This is a genomic window from Sphingomonas sp. DMC8, from assembly GCF_056314185.1.
In genome coordinates this window covers 89,808-104,936 of record NZ_JBQUYV010000007.1, presented here as the reverse complement: position 1 = coordinate 104,936, position 15,129 = coordinate 89,808, and the positions used below count along the sequence as shown (strand labels likewise).

Genomic DNA, 15,129 nt, shown 5'->3' with positions numbered 1-15,129 from the left:
CCGCTGCCCTCTTGTCAGTCCTGCCATGAATGCTATGATGCATAGCAATAACGTACAGGACAGGAGAGGGTCATGTCCGCAAGTGAAGTGCCGCTGATCATCGGCGGCGTAGCGCAACCGGCCGCGCGGACCTTTGAGCGCCGCAACCCGGTGACAGGAGAGGTCGCGACCCGCGCCGCGGCCGCCAGTGTCGAAGATGCGCAGGCGGCCGTCGCCGCCGCGCAGGCCGCCTTCCCCGGCTGGGCCGCCCAAGGCCCCAATGCCCGCCGCGCGCTGCTGACCAAGGCGGCCGCTGCGATGGAAGCGCGCGCCGGCGATTTCGTCGAAGCGATGATGGCGGAGATCGGCGCGACCGAGGGCTGGGCGCGCTTCAACCTGATGCTCGCCGCGTCGATGATCCGCGAGGCTGCCGGTCTCACCACCCAGATCAGCGGCGAAGTGATCCCGTCCGACAAGCCGGGTTGCATCGCGATGGCGGTGCGCGAGCCGGCGGGCGTGGTGCTCTCCATGGCGCCGTGGAATGCGCCGATCATCCTCGCGACCCGCGCCATTGCGGTACCGCTCGCCTGCGGCAACACCGTCGTGCTCAAGGCCAGCGAGCAATGCCCGCGCACCCACGCACTGATCGTCGAGGCGTTCGTCGAGGCCGGCTTCGGTGGCGGCATCGTCAACCTGATCACCAATGCGCCGGAAGATGCCGGCGAAGTCGTCGGCGCGATGATCGACGCGCCAGCGGTGCGCCGGGTGAACTTCACCGGTTCGACCGGGGTGGGCCGGATCATCGCGGTGCGGTGCGCCCAGAACCTGAAGCCGGTGGTGCTGGAGCTCGGCGGCAAGGCGCCGCTGATCGTGCTCGAGGATGCCGATCTGGACGAGGCGGTGAAGGCCGCCGCATTCGGCGCCTTCATGAATCAGGGCCAGATCTGCATGTCGACCGAGCGGATCATCGTCGTCGATGCGGTGGCCGATGCGTTTGTCGAGAAGTTCCGCGCGAAGGTGGCGACCATGGCGGTCGGCGATCCCCGCGAGGGCAAGACCCCGCTTGGCGCGGTGGTCGACACCAAGACCGTGGCGCATGTGCAAAGCCTGATCGACGATGCCGTCGCGCAAGGCGCGGTGCTGGTGAATGGCGGCGCGGCGAACGGCGTGCTGATGCCCGCCCATGTCGTCGACAAGGTTACGCCGGCGATGAAGCTGTTCCGCGACGAAAGCTTCGGCCCGGTGGTCGGCGTGATCCGCGCGCGCGACGAAGCGCACGCGATCGAACTTGCCAACGACACCGAATATGGCCTGTCCGCCTCGGTCTTCACCCGCGATGCTGCGCGCGGTCTGCGCGTGGCGCGGCAGATCCAGTCGGGCATCTGCCACGTCAACGGCCCGACGGTGCATGACGAAGCGCAGATGCCGTTCGGTGGCGTCAAGGCGTCGGGCTATGGCAAGTTCGGCGGCAAGGCGGGTATCGAGAGCTTCACCGAACTGCGCTGGATCACGCTGGAAACCCAGCCCGGCCACTATCCCATCTGATCTGAACACCCGGGCCGCGCCGGGGGTGCGGCTCCCCAAGGAGTTATTGCAATGATCGATCCGATCCAAGAAGCTACCGTTGCCTATGACGTCATCGACGGCATCGCCTGGGTGCGCTTCAACCGCCCCGACAAGCGCAACTGCATGTCGCCGCGGCTCAACCGCCGGATGGTGGAAGTGCTCGACGCGCTCGAATATCGCGACGATGTCGGCGTGCTGGTGCTGAGCGGCGAGGGCACCGCCTGGTCGGCCGGCATGGACCTGCAGGAATATTTCCGCGAGAACGAGGCCAAGGGCCTGGGCGCCACCCGCAAGGCGCAGCGCGAGGCCTATACCTGGTGGCGTCGCCTGCGCTGGTATCACAAGCCGACCATCGCGATGGTCAATGGCTGGTGCTTCGGCGGCGGCTATGGCCCGTTGTTCGCCTGCGACCTCGCCTTTGCCGCGGAAGAGGCGCAGTTCGGCCTTTCCGAGATCAACTGGGGCATCCTGCCCGGCGGCGGCGCCTCCAAGGTGATCGCCGAGCTGACCGGCTTCCGCAACGCGATGTACCACGCGATGATGGGCGAGAATGTCAGCGGCAAGAAGGCCGCCGAATGGGGCCTGGTCAACGAGGCGGTGCCGCTCGACGACCTGAAGGCGCGCGTCGAGGAAGTGGCCAAGGTGCTGCTCAAGAAGAACCCGGTGGCGCTCAAGGCGACCAAGGATGCGATCCGCCGCGTGCGCGAAATGACCTATGACAATGCCGAGGATTATCTGATCCGCGCGCAGGAAGCGGCCAACAGCTACGACAATGAAGGCCGCAAGGAAGGCATCAAGCAGTTCATCGACGACAAGACGTACAAGCCGGGCCTCGGCGCGTACGACAAGTCCAAGCAGAACGCCTGAGCCAGAGGGAGCGGCACCGATGACCGTCGATACGCTCGCCCCGCCGGCGACCGGCCTTGCGCTCGATCGGCTGCTGCGGCCGAAATCGGTCGTGATCGTCGGTGCCTCGGACAAGCCCGGGGCGCTCGGCGCCTCGGTGCTCGCCAATCTGGAGCGCAACGGCTTTGCCGGCGACATCCACCTGATCAACCCGAAGCGCGAAACGATCGGCGGCCGGCCCTGTCTGCCGTCGGTAGAGGCGCTGCCGGAGGGCGTGGATGCCGCAGTACTCGCCATTCCGCGCGCCGGGGTGGTGGACACGATCCGCGCACTCGCCGCGCGCAAGGTGGGCGCGGCGATCGTCTTTTCGGCGGGTTTCGCGGAAGGCGGCGAGCAGGGCCTGGCGGACCAGCGCGAGATCGCCCGCATCGCCGCCGAGGCGGGGATGGTGATCGAAGGCCCGAACTGCCTGGGCCTCGTCAATTATGTCGAACGGGTGCCGCTCACTTTCGTCGAGACGACGGTGCCGGAGCGTGGGGCGGGCGCGGGTGTAGGCATCGTCTCGCAGAGCGGGGCGATGGCAGCCGTGCTGGCGACGATGCTGCTCAGCCGTGCGTTGCCGGTGACGCTGTCGGTTTCAACCGGCAACGAGGCAGCGAGCGGCGTCGAGGATTATGTCGATTATTGCGTGGACGATCCGAACACGCAGGTGATCGCGATGATCGTCGAGCAGTTCCGCAAGCCCCAGCGCTTCCTGGACGCGGCGCGCAAGGCGCGGGCGGCGGGCAAGCTGGTCGTGCTGCTCCACCCCGGCAAGAGCAGCGCCGCGCGCGAATCGGCTGCGACACACACCGGCGCGATGGCCGGCGATTATCAGTTGATGCGGGTGATGGTGGAGCGTGCCGGCGTGGTGTTCGCCGAAACGCTGGAGGAACTGGGCGACATCACCGAAATCGCCGCCCGCTGCCCGGCGCTGCCCGGCGGCGGCACCGCGGTGCTGGGCGAATCGGGCGCGTTCAAGGCGCTGACGCTCGATCTGTGCGAGGAACTGGGCGTCGCGCTGCCGGCGCTCGACGACGCCAACGCAACCGCCTTGCGCGCGGCGATGCCGGACTTTGTCGGCGTCAGTAATCCGCTCGACATCACCGCGCAGGGGCTGGTCGAGCCCGACATGTATTACCGGCTGCTCAAGGCGCTGGGTGCGGACGATCGCTTCGGCTGCGTCGTTGCCGGCATCATCCTCACCGATCCGGCCACCGTCGCGATCAAGCTGCCGCCGATCCTGCGTGCGGTGGAGGACGCGCCGATCACCAAGTCGCTGATCTTCACCGGGCTGGACGAAGGCGCGCCGCTGGGGGCCGAAAACATCGCCCGGCTGCGCGCGGCGGGTGTGCCGTGCTTCGCCTCCACCGAGCGCGTGTTCCGCGCCATTGCACGGCTATCGCGCCATGCCGCGCGGGACTTCACCAGTGCTGACGCTGCGCCGCTCGCCTGTGCGGGCTTGCCGCTCGGCGGGGTTGTGCCCGAATATCGCGCCAAGGCAGTGCTCGGTCCGCTTGGCCTGCCGTTTCCCAAGGGCGGCTTTGCCCGCACGGTGGACGAGGCGGTGCAGGTTGCCGCGACGATCGGCTATCCGGTGGTGCTCAAGGCGCAGTCGGCCGAACTCAGCCACAAGAGCGATGCCGGCGGCGTGGTGCTGAACCTGGCCGATGAAGCGGCGGTGCGCGCGGGTTGGGACAAGATGCACGCTGACGTCGCCGCCTATCGCCCCGGCCTGACGCTCGACGGCGTGCTGGTGGAGGCCATGGGCAAGCGCGGCGTCGAGCTGATCGTCGGTGCCAAGCGCGATCCGGAATGGGGGCCGGTGATTCTCGCCGGATTTGGCGGTGTCACGGCCGAAATCCTGCAGGATGTGCGGCTGCTGCCGTGCGACCTTACCATCGACGCAATCGAGCGCGAGCTGCACCTGCTGAAGAGCGCGGCGATCCTGCGCGGCTGGCGCGGCGCGCCCGCGCTGGACGTGCCGGCCGTGGCGGAACTCATCGCCAGGCTGGCGCGGGTGCTGCTTGCCGAACCGTCGATCCGTGAGGTGGACCTGAACCCGGTGGTCGTCCATCCTCGTGGCGAGGGCGTGGTGGCGCTGGATGCATTGATGCTGACGGCGCCTGCGGGCGCCTGACACGAGGCGCACGAAGCGCCCGAGGGAGAGGTTGGATGAATGAATCGGCGGCCGTGCTGAAACGGCTGGACGCGGCGCCGCTCAGCCGCGTCCAGATACTGGCGATCCTGTTGTGCGTGCTGCTCAACGCGCTCGACGGGTTCGACGTGCTGGCGATCAGCTTCGCTTCGCCCGGCATCGCCGCCGAATGGCATATCGACCGCGCGGCGCTGGGGCTGGTGCTGTCGATGGAGCTGATCGGCATGGCGCTGGGCTCGGTTGCGCTGGGGGCGCTCGCCGATCGGATCGGCCGGCGCCCGGCGATCCTGCTGTGCCTCGTCATCATGGCGACGGGGATGTTGGCAGCGGTGACGGCACACGACGTGGTGATGCTGTCTGCCTTTCGCCTGTTCACCGGCCTCGGCATCGGCGGGATGCTCGCCTGCACCAACGCGATGGTGGCCGAACTCGCCAATGCCCGCACGCGCAGCCTGGCGGTGGGCGTGATGGCGTCGGGCTATCCGGTGGGCGCGATTCTCGGCGGGTCGATCGCGTCGGCGCTGCTGGTGTCGGGCGACTGGCGCCATGTGTTTCTGTTCGGCGCGATAGCGACCGGGGTGTGCCTGCCGCTCACCTGGACCTTGCTGCCCGAATCGATCCGCTATCTGGTGCAGCGCCAGCCACGGGACGCACTGGCCCGCGCCAACCGCATTCTCGCCCGCATGGGGCAGGCGCCTGTGCCTGCCCTGCCCGATCGGGCGGAGGGTGTGCCGTCGCTGCCGCTTGCAGCGCTGTTCGCGCCGGGGCTGATGCGCACCACGCTGCTGCTGACGCTCGCCTATTTCTGCCACATCATGACCTTCTACTTCATCCTGAAATGGATTCCGAAGCTGGTGGTCGACATGGGCTATCCCGCTTCGCAGGCGGGTGGCGTGCTGGTCTGGGCCAATGTCGGCGGGCTGTGCGGGGCGTTGCTGCTGAGCGCGCTGAGCTGGCGGGTGCCGTTGCGGCCGCTGCTGGTGGCGGCACTGTCGGCGGCGACGGTCGCGGTAACGCTGTTCGGGCAGGGCCAGCATGGTCTGGCTAGCCTGGCGCTGGTCGCCGCCATCGCCGGATCGTGCACCAATGCCGGCGTAGTCGGCATGTATTCGCTGATCGCGCAGAGCTTCCCAACCGCCACGCGCGGCGCCGGCACCGGCTTTGTGATCGGAGTCGGGCGCGGCGGCGCTGCGCTGGGGCCGATCGTCGCCGGCCTGTTGTTCCAGATGAACCTGGGGCTGCCGGTGGTGGCATTCGTGATGGCGCTGGGCTCGGCGGTGGCGGCGGTGGCGCTGCTCGGATTGCGGATGCCGGCGCGCCCGCGCTAATCGGCGGCATGATCAGGATCGAGCCCGCGTCGGCGGAAGATTGTGCTGCGGTGGTCGCGCTATGGCAGGCAGCGGGGCTGACCCGGCCGTGGAACGACCCCGAGGCAGATTTCCTCCGCGCGGTTGCAGGCGAGCAGTCGGTGGTGCTGTTGTGCCGCGATGGCGACACCCTGCTGGGCAGCGCGATGGTGGGCGATGACGGCCATCGCGGCTGGGTCTATTATCTGGCGGTGGCGGATGCGGCGCGCGGGCAGGGCCATGGTCGCGCGCTGATGGCGGCCGCCGAGACCTGGCTGCGCGCACGGGGCTGTCCCAAGCTGCAACTGATGGTCCGCGAAGGCAATGATGCGGCGACCGGTTTCTATCGCGCGCTGGGGCTGGAGCCGCAGCCGGTTGTGACGCTCGGCCATTTCCTGCACTAGGGCAGGCATGACGACAGCACTCTACGGCATCAAGAATTGCGACACGATGAAGAAGGCGCGCGCCTGGCTGGATGCCAATGCGATCGCCTATGTCTTCCACGACTATAAGGTCGAAGGTGTCGACCCCGCGCGGCTGGCGCAATGGATCGAGGCCGAGGGTTGGGAAGTGTTGCTCAATCGTGCGGGCACCACATTTCGCAAGCTTCCCGATGCCGAAAAAGCAGGACTGGATTCGGCAAAAGCCACAGCGTTGATGATTGCCCAGCCGTCGATGATCAAGCGGCCCGTGCTCGAATATCCGGGCGGCATTCTCGTCGGATTCGCGCCGGAACGCTATGCGCGCGCGTTACTCTGATTGCCGATAAACGCCGGATTTGTGGCCAGACCTACGTTTTTATCCTAAATTAACGTCATTGAACCCAGAAATTATTGGGGTTGCATGGCGTCTTATATTCGACAGAGGCCTGCCGGCTGGTTCCGGAGCGTGGCGAGCTTGCTTCTGCTGTGGAGCCTGATCGGCTGCGTCGCATTCTACCAGCACGTCACGTTCGATCCGCACACGGCGATGTCGGCATCGGCATGGGAGCGGCAGTTTCATCAGGAGCTGCCGGTCTGGTTCAGCTATGACTTCGCCATTGCGGTGGGGGCGGCGCTCTGGGGATCGGTGGCGATGCTGCGGCGGTCGCGGATGGCCAATATCCTCTACATAGTTTCCCTTGCGGCAGTGGTCGTCCAGTTCGGCTATATGCTCGGCTTCACCGGCGTGATCGGCGAGAAGGGGCTGCTGAAGGCTGCGGCGATCCCCGTTTCCACCCTGGCGATCGGCGCCTTCCAGATCTGGCTGGCAGGATTTGCGACGCGGCGGGGCTGGATCCTCTGACCTGACTCTGCTGGCGAGCGGCCCGCGAACGCGCTAGAGCGCTGCCATGTCGCATTTTACGCTCGATACCGCCACCAGCCGCGCCAATCCCACGCCGGCGCCGATGAAGCGCGTGACGGTGCCGGCCATCCGCAAGCGCAAGGGCGGCGAGCCGATCGTGATGCTCACGGCCTATACGGTGCGCATGGCGCAGCTGATGGACGCGCATTGCGACATGCTGCTGGTCGGCGACAGCCTGGGCCAGGTGATCTACGGGCTGCCCTCCACGGTGCCGGTGACGCTGGAGATGATGGCGGCGCACGGCGCTGCCGTGGTGCGCGGCAGCTATCATGCCATGGTGGTGATCGACATGCCGTTCGGCAGCTATGAGGCTTCCCCCGAACAGGCCTTTGCCAGCGCAGCGCGGCTGCTCAAGGAGACGGGCGCGGCGGCGGTGAAGCTGGAGGGCGGGGCCGCGATGGCGCCGACCGTCCGCTTCCTCAATGAGCGCGGCATTCCGGTCGTCGCCCATATCGGCCTGACGCCGCAGGCGATCAACGTGCTGGGCAGCTATGCCGCACGCGGCCGCAGCGATGCCGAGCGCGAAAAGCTGGTCGGCGATGCGGTGGCAATGGACGAGGCGGGCGCCTTCGCGATCGTCGTCGAAGGCGTGGTCGAACCCATCGCCGTCGAGATCACGCAGAAGGTCGCTTGCCCCACCATCGGCATCGGCGCGTCGGCACAGTGCGACGGGCAGGTGCTGGTGGCGGAAGACATGCTGGGCCTGTTCGAACGCACCGCCCGGTTCGTGAAGCGTTATGATGATATGGCCGGCCGCATTTCCGCCGCGGTTGAAACCTATGCCGCCGAGGTACGCTCCCGGGCCTTTCCGGGGGCGGAACAGGTCTATGCGGCGCGCGATTGACGGGGTAACCCGGCTTTCCCTTCCTCCACTGCGTGGCTAAGGTCCGCGCCCGCACGAGACCCATGGAGTAGATTTTGGCGCTTCCTCCTTCCGGCACCACCGACGAGGCTTTTCTTCGCGAAGTCGACGAAGAATATCGCCGCGACCAGATGCTGTCGCTTTGGCAGCGTTATGGGCGGCTGATCGTTCTCGGCGTGGTCCTGTTCCTCGCTGCCATTGCAGGCTTCCTCTTCTGGCAGCATCAGAACGCTGCGACCCAGGAGAAGCGCGGCGAAGCGTTCGACGCCGCGCTGCAGTTTGTCGCCAACAACCAGCCCACCCAGGCGGAACCGGCCCTCGAGAAGGTCGCTCAGGGCGGGGATGACGGCTATACGGCCATGGCGCGGATCACGCTGGGCAATCTGCTGCTGGCGCGGAACGACAAGACCGGCGCCGCGGCAAAGTTCGCGCAGGTCGCCAACGATACGCATCTCGATCAGGCGATGCGCGATCTGGCACTGGTGCGTCAGACCCAGGCAGAGTTCGACACGCTGGCGCCCGACACGGTCGTCCAGCGCCTCAACATCTATGCCAATCCCGAATCGCCTTGGTTCGGTACGGCGGGCGAGATGGTCGCGGCGGCCTATCTGAAGGCGGGCAAGCGCGACCAGGCCATCCGCCTTTACACCCAGATCGGCCAGGCAGGCGATCGCGTGCCCGAATCGATCCGCCAGCGCGCCGCCGATCTGGCGAAGGTGCTTTCGGCCGCCCCCGCGGCGACCCAGACGCAGGAAAAGAAAACCAAATGAAGTATAAGGTAACGGCGGCCATGACGGCGCTGGCGCTGGTAAGCGGCTGTGGCGTCTTCAAGGGCGGCACCGGCGGCCACAAGACCCCCGTGCTCGGCGAGCGTGTGCCGATTCTCGTGACCGAGAACGACGTCCAGGCGGACAAGACGCTGGCGCAGGTGGAAGTGCTCCTGCCGGCGCCGGAGGCCAATGACAGCTGGACCCAGCCGGGTGGCAATGCCGCCAAGTCGATGGGGCATCTGGCACTGGGCGACTCGCTCTCGCGCGTGTGGTCGAAGCAGATTGCCAAGACTTCGCCGAAGGAACGGCTGGCGGCATCGCCGGTGGTGGCGGGCAACCGGCTCTATGTGATCGACACCGACGGTCGGGTGCATGCGCTTGCCGCCGATACCGGCTCGGAAATCTGGGTGGTGGCTACCTCCAATCAGAAGCGCAATCGCTCGGCGCTGTTCGGCGGCGGCGTCAGCGTCGAAGGCGAGAAGGTGTTCGCCTCGAACGGGCTGGGCGAAGTGGTCGCGCTCAACGCCAGCAACGGCAGCGAGCTGTGGCGCGCGCATCCGGGTGGTCCGCTGCGCGGCGCACCGACGCTCGCCAACGGCAATGTCTATGTGGTGACGCAGGACAACCAGCTGTTCGCGCTCACCCAGGAAAAGGGCGAGGTGTCGTGGACCTCGACCGCAAGTCTCGAATCGCAGGGCGTGTTCGGCGTCGCGGCACCGGCTTCGGCGCAGGGCACGGTGATCGCCGGCTTCTCGTCGGGCGAGCTCAACGCCTATCGCTATGAGAACGGCCTGTCGCTGTGGGGCGACGTGCTCACGCGCTCGAGCATGTCGACCTCGGTGTCGTCGCTTACCGATATCGATGCCGAGCCGGTGATCGATCAGGGCCGTGTCTATGCGCTGGGCGAGGGTGGCCGCATGGTCGCAATCGACATCACCAGCGGCTCGACGTTGTGGGAACAGACGATCGGCGGCATTTCCCCGCCCTGGGCGGTCGGCGAATGGCTGTTCGTCGTCACCGATGATGCCCGTTTGCTTTGCCTCTCGCGCAGCAGCGGTAAGGCGCGTTGGATCGTCCAGCTTCAGCGCTACAAGAAGCCCAAAAAGGTCAGCAGTCCGATTTCCTGGACCGGCCCGGTGGCGGCTGGCGGGCGGTTGCTGCTCGTCAATTCGCGCGGGCAGATCGTCTCGGTATCGCCCAAGGACGGCAGTATCCTGTCGACCAAGGAGACCAAGGATCCGATCAGCCTTCAGCCGGTTGTGGTGAACAACATGCTGTACGTGCTGGACAACAAGGGGCGGCTGACCGCCTATAAATGATCGATCGCCGCCTGCCTCGAACAGGGCGGGCGGCAGTCTGGCGACGGTGCCGGGGCGGCCGATCGGGCCTGCCCCGGCCCGTTGCGTTTTGGGCCGGGCTTTTCTGGAGCCCCTACCGTGATAAGAGTTTCCTTATGCCGCTTCCCACCGTCGCCATCATCGGACGCCCCAATGTCGGCAAGTCGACGCTGTTCAACCGGCTGGTCGGCAAGCGCCTCGCGCTGGTCGACGATCAGCCGGGCGTGACGCGCGACCGCCGCGAAGGCGAGGCGACGCTGCTCGGGCTGGAGTTCCGGGTGATCGACACCGCCGGCTATGAGGACGAGGACGCCGCAACGCTGCCTGGCCGGATGCGCGCGCAGACCGAAGCGGCGGTGCGCGAGGCCGATGTATCGCTGTTCCTGATCGACGCACGCGCCGGCGTGACCCCGCTCGACGAGGAAATCGCCCGCTGGCTGCGCTCCACCGACCGGCCCGTTGTGCTCGTCGCCAACAAGGCGGAAGGCCGCGCCGGCGAGGCCGGGGTGCTGGAGGCGATGGCGCTTGGCATGGGCGAGCCTGTGCAGCTGTCCGCCGAACATGGCGAGGGCATTGCCGATCTGTTCGAGGCGCTGCTGCCGCATGTCGAGCGCGACGAGGAAGAGGATGAGGAAGACCCCGAAAACCCCGACGCCCCGCTAAAGCTGGCGATTGTCGGCCGCCCGAATGCCGGCAAGTCGACTCTGGTCAACCGGCTGCTCGGCGAAGACCGCATGATCACCGGGCCGGAGGCCGGCATTACGCGCGACTCGATCGCGATCGACTGGGAGTGGGAAGGCCGCGCGGTTCGGCTGATCGATACGGCCGGGCTGCGCAAGCGCGCCCGCGTCGAAGAGAAGCTGGAAAAGCTGTCGGTCGCCGATACGCTGCGCTCGATCGACTTTGCCGAAGTGGTGGTGCTGCTGCTCGATGCGACGCGCGGGCTGGAGGTGCAGGACCTGAAGATCGCCGATCGCGTGCTGCAGGAAGGCCGCGCACTGATCATCGCGCTCAACAAATGGGACGTGGCGGAGAATGCCTCCAGCCTGTTCAACGGGGTGAAGGCCGCGCTGGACGAAGGGCTGGCGCAGGTGAAGGGCGTTCCGCTGCTCACCGTGTCGGCGGCGACCGGCAAGGGGCTGGACGTGCTGATCCGCGTGGCGTTCGAAACGCGCGAAGCCTGGTCGCGCCGCGTATCCACGGGCCAGCTCAACCGCTGGTTCGAACGCGCGCTCGAGGCCAATCCGCCGCCAGCGCCCGGCGGCAAGCGGATCAAGCCACGCTATGTCACGCAGAACAAGACGCGGCCGCCCAGTTTCGTGCTGTTCGGCACGCGCGTCGACCTGCTGCCGACCAGCTATCAGCGCTATCTGATCAACGGTCTGCGCCGCGAATTCGATTTCGGAGCGGTGCCGGTGCGGCTGACCTTGCGCGCCCCGAAAAATCCGTTCGACCGGAACAAGGAATAATCCGGAGGCTGTCAAAGCCGGACGTATCAACAGCCTGTTTACTGCTGCCCGCTAAGGATGCCGGCCAAAACCGCGTGGATACGGGTGAGACGGGCATGGACTTGACGAACGGTGAGCCGCTGGTGGACTGGGCTGCGTTCGCGCAGGCGCGTGCGCAACTTGGGGCCAATTTCGTTCGCATCCTCGGCTATTTCCGCGAGGATGGCGTAAAATCGCTGATGCGGATCGAAGAAGCGATGCGCGGCAATAATGCCGCGTCGATGGTGATTCCGGCGCATACGCTTAAGGGGGAGGCCCGGCAGTTCGGTGCGCATGTGCTCGGCGATCTGGCCGAAACGATCGAAATGACGGCGCGCGCCTGTGTCGAACGGCACGAAACTCCCAGCGATGCGCTGGAATATGTCGTTCAACTGCGCCCGATGTTCGAAACGACGCTGACCATGCTGGAACGCGAGGCCAATCCGCTTGCGGTACGCCGTCCGGCAGGATTCGGCAAACGGACGGCGGCAAACTGACATTCGTTGCGTAAGCGGATCATGCCAGGCTGCGTGGATGGCGCCCCATCCCGCTGCGTCATGCCAGCGCAAGCTGGCATCTCCCGCAGTAGCGCTGTTCCGTTTTCGCCCGGTCGCCGTCACCCCAGCTTCCGCTGGGGTGACGGCTGGCGAATAGGACTCCAACGCGCGGATTAGGCGACGCGGCTTGGTATCAGTCCGCCTCGGCCGCCTTGCTGTTGAGCTGGATGTAATTTTCCAGCCCCATCCGGCTGATCATGTCGAATTGACGCTCCAGCGTGTCGACATGCTCTTCCTCGCTCTCCAGAATCTCGACGAACAGTTCGCGGCTGACAAAGTCGCGGACGGTTTCGCAATGCTGGACGGCGTCGCGCAGCACGGCGATCGCTTCCATTTCCAGCGCAAGATCGGAGCGCAGGATTTCCTCGACCGTCTCGCCGATGCGCAGCCGGCCGAGCAGCTGGAAATTGGGCAGCCCTTCCAGGAACAGGATGCGCTCCGCCAGCTTGTCGGCATGCTTCATCTCGTCGATCGATTCGTGCCGCTCAAACTCGGCGAGCTTGTGGACGCCCCAATTGTCGAGCATCCGATAATGCAGCCAATATTGGTTGATCGCGGTCAGCTCGTTCTTGAGAACTTCGTTCAGATACTCGAGAACCTTGGTATCGCCCTTCATGGTCGGCAACTCCCTTCGCGGAAGGGCCTAGCGCGAACCGAAAGATAAAAAAACCGCAGAAATGCAGGCGTCTTTACTTGCGACTGTCACGCAGCCGCACGTTCCTCGGCGATGATGGCGCGGGCGAAGGGGACGCATTGGCCGCATTTGGCCTGGCACCCCAGTGCACGATAGGCCTGGCAGGCACTTTGCGCGCCGCCGCGTGCGGCTTCGCGCACATCCCGTTCCCGAAGAGCATTGCAGACGCAGACGACCATCACATCCCTCGCAACTCGCGAATCGGAATGTAGGGCTAATGCGACTGATTCGCAAGCTGACGGCGCATCGGTTGAAAACGGCCCCTCGCAAGGCTGCGCCACAGCCATTCCATCGGCCCGTAGCGGAAATGGCGCAGCCACGGTGCCGACCACAGCAGGATCAGCGCCCAGATGGCAAGGACGACGGGATAGAGCTGCCAGCGCGACAACCGCCCGAACCAGGCCAGCCCATAGCCGTCGAACAGTATAACGCAGAGCAGGCTGGTGGCGAGATAGTTGGAAAAGGCCATGCGCCCCACTGCCGCCAGCCGGTTGCTCAGCCAGCCGCCGGGCTGCGCGAGCAGCAGGATCAGGCAGGCCCAGCCTAGAATCATCGCCGGCCGCACCAGACCCGGCAATGTCACGGCGTCCAGCACCACTGCCGGCAGGCTGAATTCCGCGCGCACCAGGTCCAGCGCCAGCACGGCATAGACTGGAACCGCCACGGCCCAACTCCGTATCCACCAGCGGCGATAGCGTTCGCGCGTCCATTTGCCGGCCAGCAAGCCGCTTTTCAGCGCCGCCATGCCAAACAGCATATAGGCGAGGGTTTCCCAGCCGAAGAGCATCAGCATCGAGAGCGGGCTGAACCGGTACTCGGTGAAACGCTGTGCCACCAACGTGGCATAGTTGCTCCGATGGACGGCGATTTCTGTGGCAATCCGGTCCGGCGGCGGGGCTCCGAAGGCCTGGACCAGTTCGGCGAGCTGGCGGGCGCTGCCCGGCATGGGGTGGGTGGAAAGCTGCCATGCCGAATGGGCGATGGTGCCGAACAGCAATACGCTCACCACCACCAGCGAGCCGCCCAATGCCACCAGCCGAGCCACCGGCAGGCGACGCAACGGATAGGCGATCATGCCCACCAGCGCATAATGGGCGAGAATGTCGCCGTGCCAGACCAGCCACAGGTGCGCGAGCCCGAACAGCAGCAGCCAGGCCATGCGCGAATAATGCGCCACCGCCGGATTGCGGCCGCCGGCCTGAGCCCTCTCGGTCACGATCAGCATCGACGCGCCGAACAGGAACGAGAAAAGACCGCGCATCCTGCTGTCGAAGAACAGGAAATTAGTCAGATAGGCGACGAGATCGGCGCCGTGCCAGCCGCCATAGGCCCGCGGGTTGAAATAGGCGGCCTCCGGCATGGCGAAGCCGACGATATTGAGCAGCAGGATGCCGAGAACCGCCGTGCCGCGCACGATGTCCAGCGAAGGGAGGCGGTTGGCAGGGGCAAACGTCACCGGATGGCGCTTACAGCCAGCTTGCAACCTCTTCCATCGGCTTTTTGTGCAGTACTGCGGAAGGCAGCGTGGCGTCCGCTGCCGGATGCCCGACCACCACCAGCATCAGGGGCTTTTCCACCGGCGGGCGGCGGCACACCCGGTTGAGGAAGCCGGCCGGGTCCGGCGTATGGACCAGCGTTGCCAGGCCTGCGTGATGCAGCGTCGCAAGCAGCAGCCCGCAAGCGATGCCGACGCTTTCGGTGACAAGCGGGTAGGGCGTCAGATCGCCGGTGTCGGCGCGGGTCTGGCCGAACAGGACGATCAGCCAGGGTGCCACCTCCAGAAACGCCTTGTCCGAGCCCCCGCCGAACGCGCGGAGCGTGCCCAGCCATTCTGCGCTGCGCTGGCTGCCATAGAAACGGCGCTCTTCTTCCTCCACTGCCACGCGGATGGCGGTTTTGGCGCCGGGCGAGGAAATGGCGCAGAAATGCCAGGGCTGACGGTTGGCGCCGCTCGGCGCGCTGGCGGCGGCGGCAATGGCAGCTTCGATCACGTCGCGCGGGACCGGTGTGTCGGAAAAGGCGCGGCAACTGTGCCGTGTAGCCATGGTATCGCGAAATGCCGCAGCGCGCGCAATGCGTTCGGCTTCCGAAAGGGGCGGATAGGGTGGCCAGGGAACGGGGTGCGATGGGACCATCATGTTTTC

General features: G+C 66.3%; 16 protein-coding genes. 12 read left to right on the top strand and 4 right to left on the bottom strand.

Annotation, left to right across the window (positions count from 1 at the left end; genetic code table 11):
- The first annotated feature begins 72 nt into the window (after positions 1-72).
- The 12 genes from ACT53K_RS15045 to ACT53K_RS14990 all read left to right on the top strand — a co-directional run bounded on the left by ACT53K_RS15045 (position 73) and on the right by ACT53K_RS14990 (position 12,231).
- Complete coding sequence (locus ACT53K_RS15045; RefSeq protein ID WP_476229527.1) at positions 73-1,524, top strand: aldehyde dehydrogenase; 1,452 nt, start codon at positions 73-75, stop codon at positions 1,522-1,524.
- Positions 1,525-1,575: 51 nt separating this feature from the next.
- Positions 1,576-2,412: a p-hydroxycinnamoyl CoA hydratase/lyase gene (locus ACT53K_RS15040; RefSeq protein WP_476229526.1), complete on the top strand. Its 837-nt coding sequence runs from the start codon at positions 1,576-1,578 to the stop codon at positions 2,410-2,412.
- Between the two features lie 19 nt (positions 2,413-2,431).
- Positions 2,432-4,570 carry an acetate--CoA ligase family protein gene (locus ACT53K_RS15035; RefSeq protein ID WP_476229525.1) on the top strand — a complete coding sequence of 713 codons (2,139 nt, stop codon included), beginning with the start codon at positions 2,432-2,434 and terminating at the stop codon, positions 4,568-4,570.
- 35 nt (positions 4,571-4,605) lie between these two features.
- Positions 4,606-5,916 (top strand): MFS transporter, encoded by a 1,311-nt coding sequence (locus ACT53K_RS15030; protein WP_476229524.1) that lies wholly within the window; start codon positions 4,606-4,608, stop codon positions 5,914-5,916.
- A gap of 8 nt (positions 5,917-5,924) precedes the next feature.
- A complete protein-coding gene (locus tag ACT53K_RS15025) occupies positions 5,925-6,338 on the top strand; it encodes a GNAT family acetyltransferase (RefSeq protein ID WP_476229523.1) in 414 nt (137 codons plus the stop codon).
- A gap of 7 nt (positions 6,339-6,345) precedes the next feature.
- A complete protein-coding gene (locus ACT53K_RS15020; protein ID WP_476229522.1) occupies positions 6,346-6,693 on the top strand; it encodes an ArsC family reductase in 348 nt (115 codons plus the stop codon).
- Positions 6,694-6,822: 129 nt separating this feature from the next.
- On the top strand, positions 6,823-7,218 hold the full coding sequence (locus ACT53K_RS15015; protein WP_476229521.1) for a hypothetical protein: 396 nt from the start codon (positions 6,823-6,825) through the stop codon (positions 7,216-7,218).
- Between the two features lie 46 nt (positions 7,219-7,264).
- Positions 7,265-8,122, top strand: coding sequence for a 3-methyl-2-oxobutanoate hydroxymethyltransferase (gene panB, locus ACT53K_RS15010; RefSeq protein WP_476229520.1), 858 nt, complete (start codon positions 7,265-7,267; stop codon positions 8,120-8,122).
- Positions 8,123-8,196: 74 nt separating this feature from the next.
- A complete protein-coding gene (locus ACT53K_RS15005; RefSeq protein ID WP_476229519.1) occupies positions 8,197-8,910 on the top strand; it encodes a tetratricopeptide repeat protein in 714 nt (237 codons plus the stop codon).
- Positions 8,907-10,229 carry an outer membrane protein assembly factor BamB family protein gene (locus ACT53K_RS15000; RefSeq protein WP_476229518.1) on the top strand — a complete coding sequence of 441 codons (1,323 nt, stop codon included), beginning with the start codon at positions 8,907-8,909 and terminating at the stop codon, positions 10,227-10,229. The genes ACT53K_RS15005 and ACT53K_RS15000 overlap by 4 nt, the downstream gene beginning before the upstream one ends.
- A 134-nt stretch (positions 10,230-10,363) precedes the next feature.
- Positions 10,364-11,716, top strand: a complete 1,353-nt coding sequence (der, locus tag ACT53K_RS14995; RefSeq protein WP_476229517.1) for a ribosome biogenesis GTPase Der — start codon at positions 10,364-10,366, stop codon at positions 11,714-11,716.
- 95 nt (positions 11,717-11,811) lie between these two features.
- Entirely contained in the window at positions 11,812-12,231 is a 420-nt protein-coding gene (locus tag ACT53K_RS14990; protein WP_476229516.1) for an Hpt domain-containing protein, read from the top strand.
- 193 nt (positions 12,232-12,424) lie between these two features.
- On the opposite strand, the gene bfr is transcribed toward ACT53K_RS14990, so the two are convergent.
- The 4 genes from bfr to ACT53K_RS14970 form a co-directional block, all read right to left on the bottom strand.
- Positions 12,425-12,907 (bottom strand): bacterioferritin, encoded by a 483-nt coding sequence (gene bfr, locus ACT53K_RS14985; protein WP_476229515.1) that lies wholly within the window; start codon positions 12,905-12,907, stop codon positions 12,425-12,427.
- An 86-nt stretch (positions 12,908-12,993) separates the two neighbouring features.
- On the bottom strand, positions 12,994-13,164 hold the full coding sequence (locus tag ACT53K_RS14980) for a (2Fe-2S)-binding protein (RefSeq protein WP_476229514.1): 171 nt from the start codon (positions 13,162-13,164) through the stop codon (positions 12,994-12,996).
- Positions 13,165-13,199: 35 nt separating this feature from the next.
- Positions 13,200-14,441, bottom strand: a complete 1,242-nt coding sequence (locus ACT53K_RS14975; RefSeq protein ID WP_476229513.1) for a DUF418 domain-containing protein — start codon at positions 14,439-14,441, stop codon at positions 13,200-13,202.
- Positions 14,442-14,451: 10 nt separating this feature from the next.
- Positions 14,452-15,030 (bottom strand): nitroreductase family protein, encoded by a 579-nt coding sequence (locus ACT53K_RS14970; RefSeq protein WP_476229512.1) that lies wholly within the window; start codon positions 15,028-15,030, stop codon positions 14,452-14,454.
- Positions 15,031-15,129: the final 99 nt, after the last annotated feature.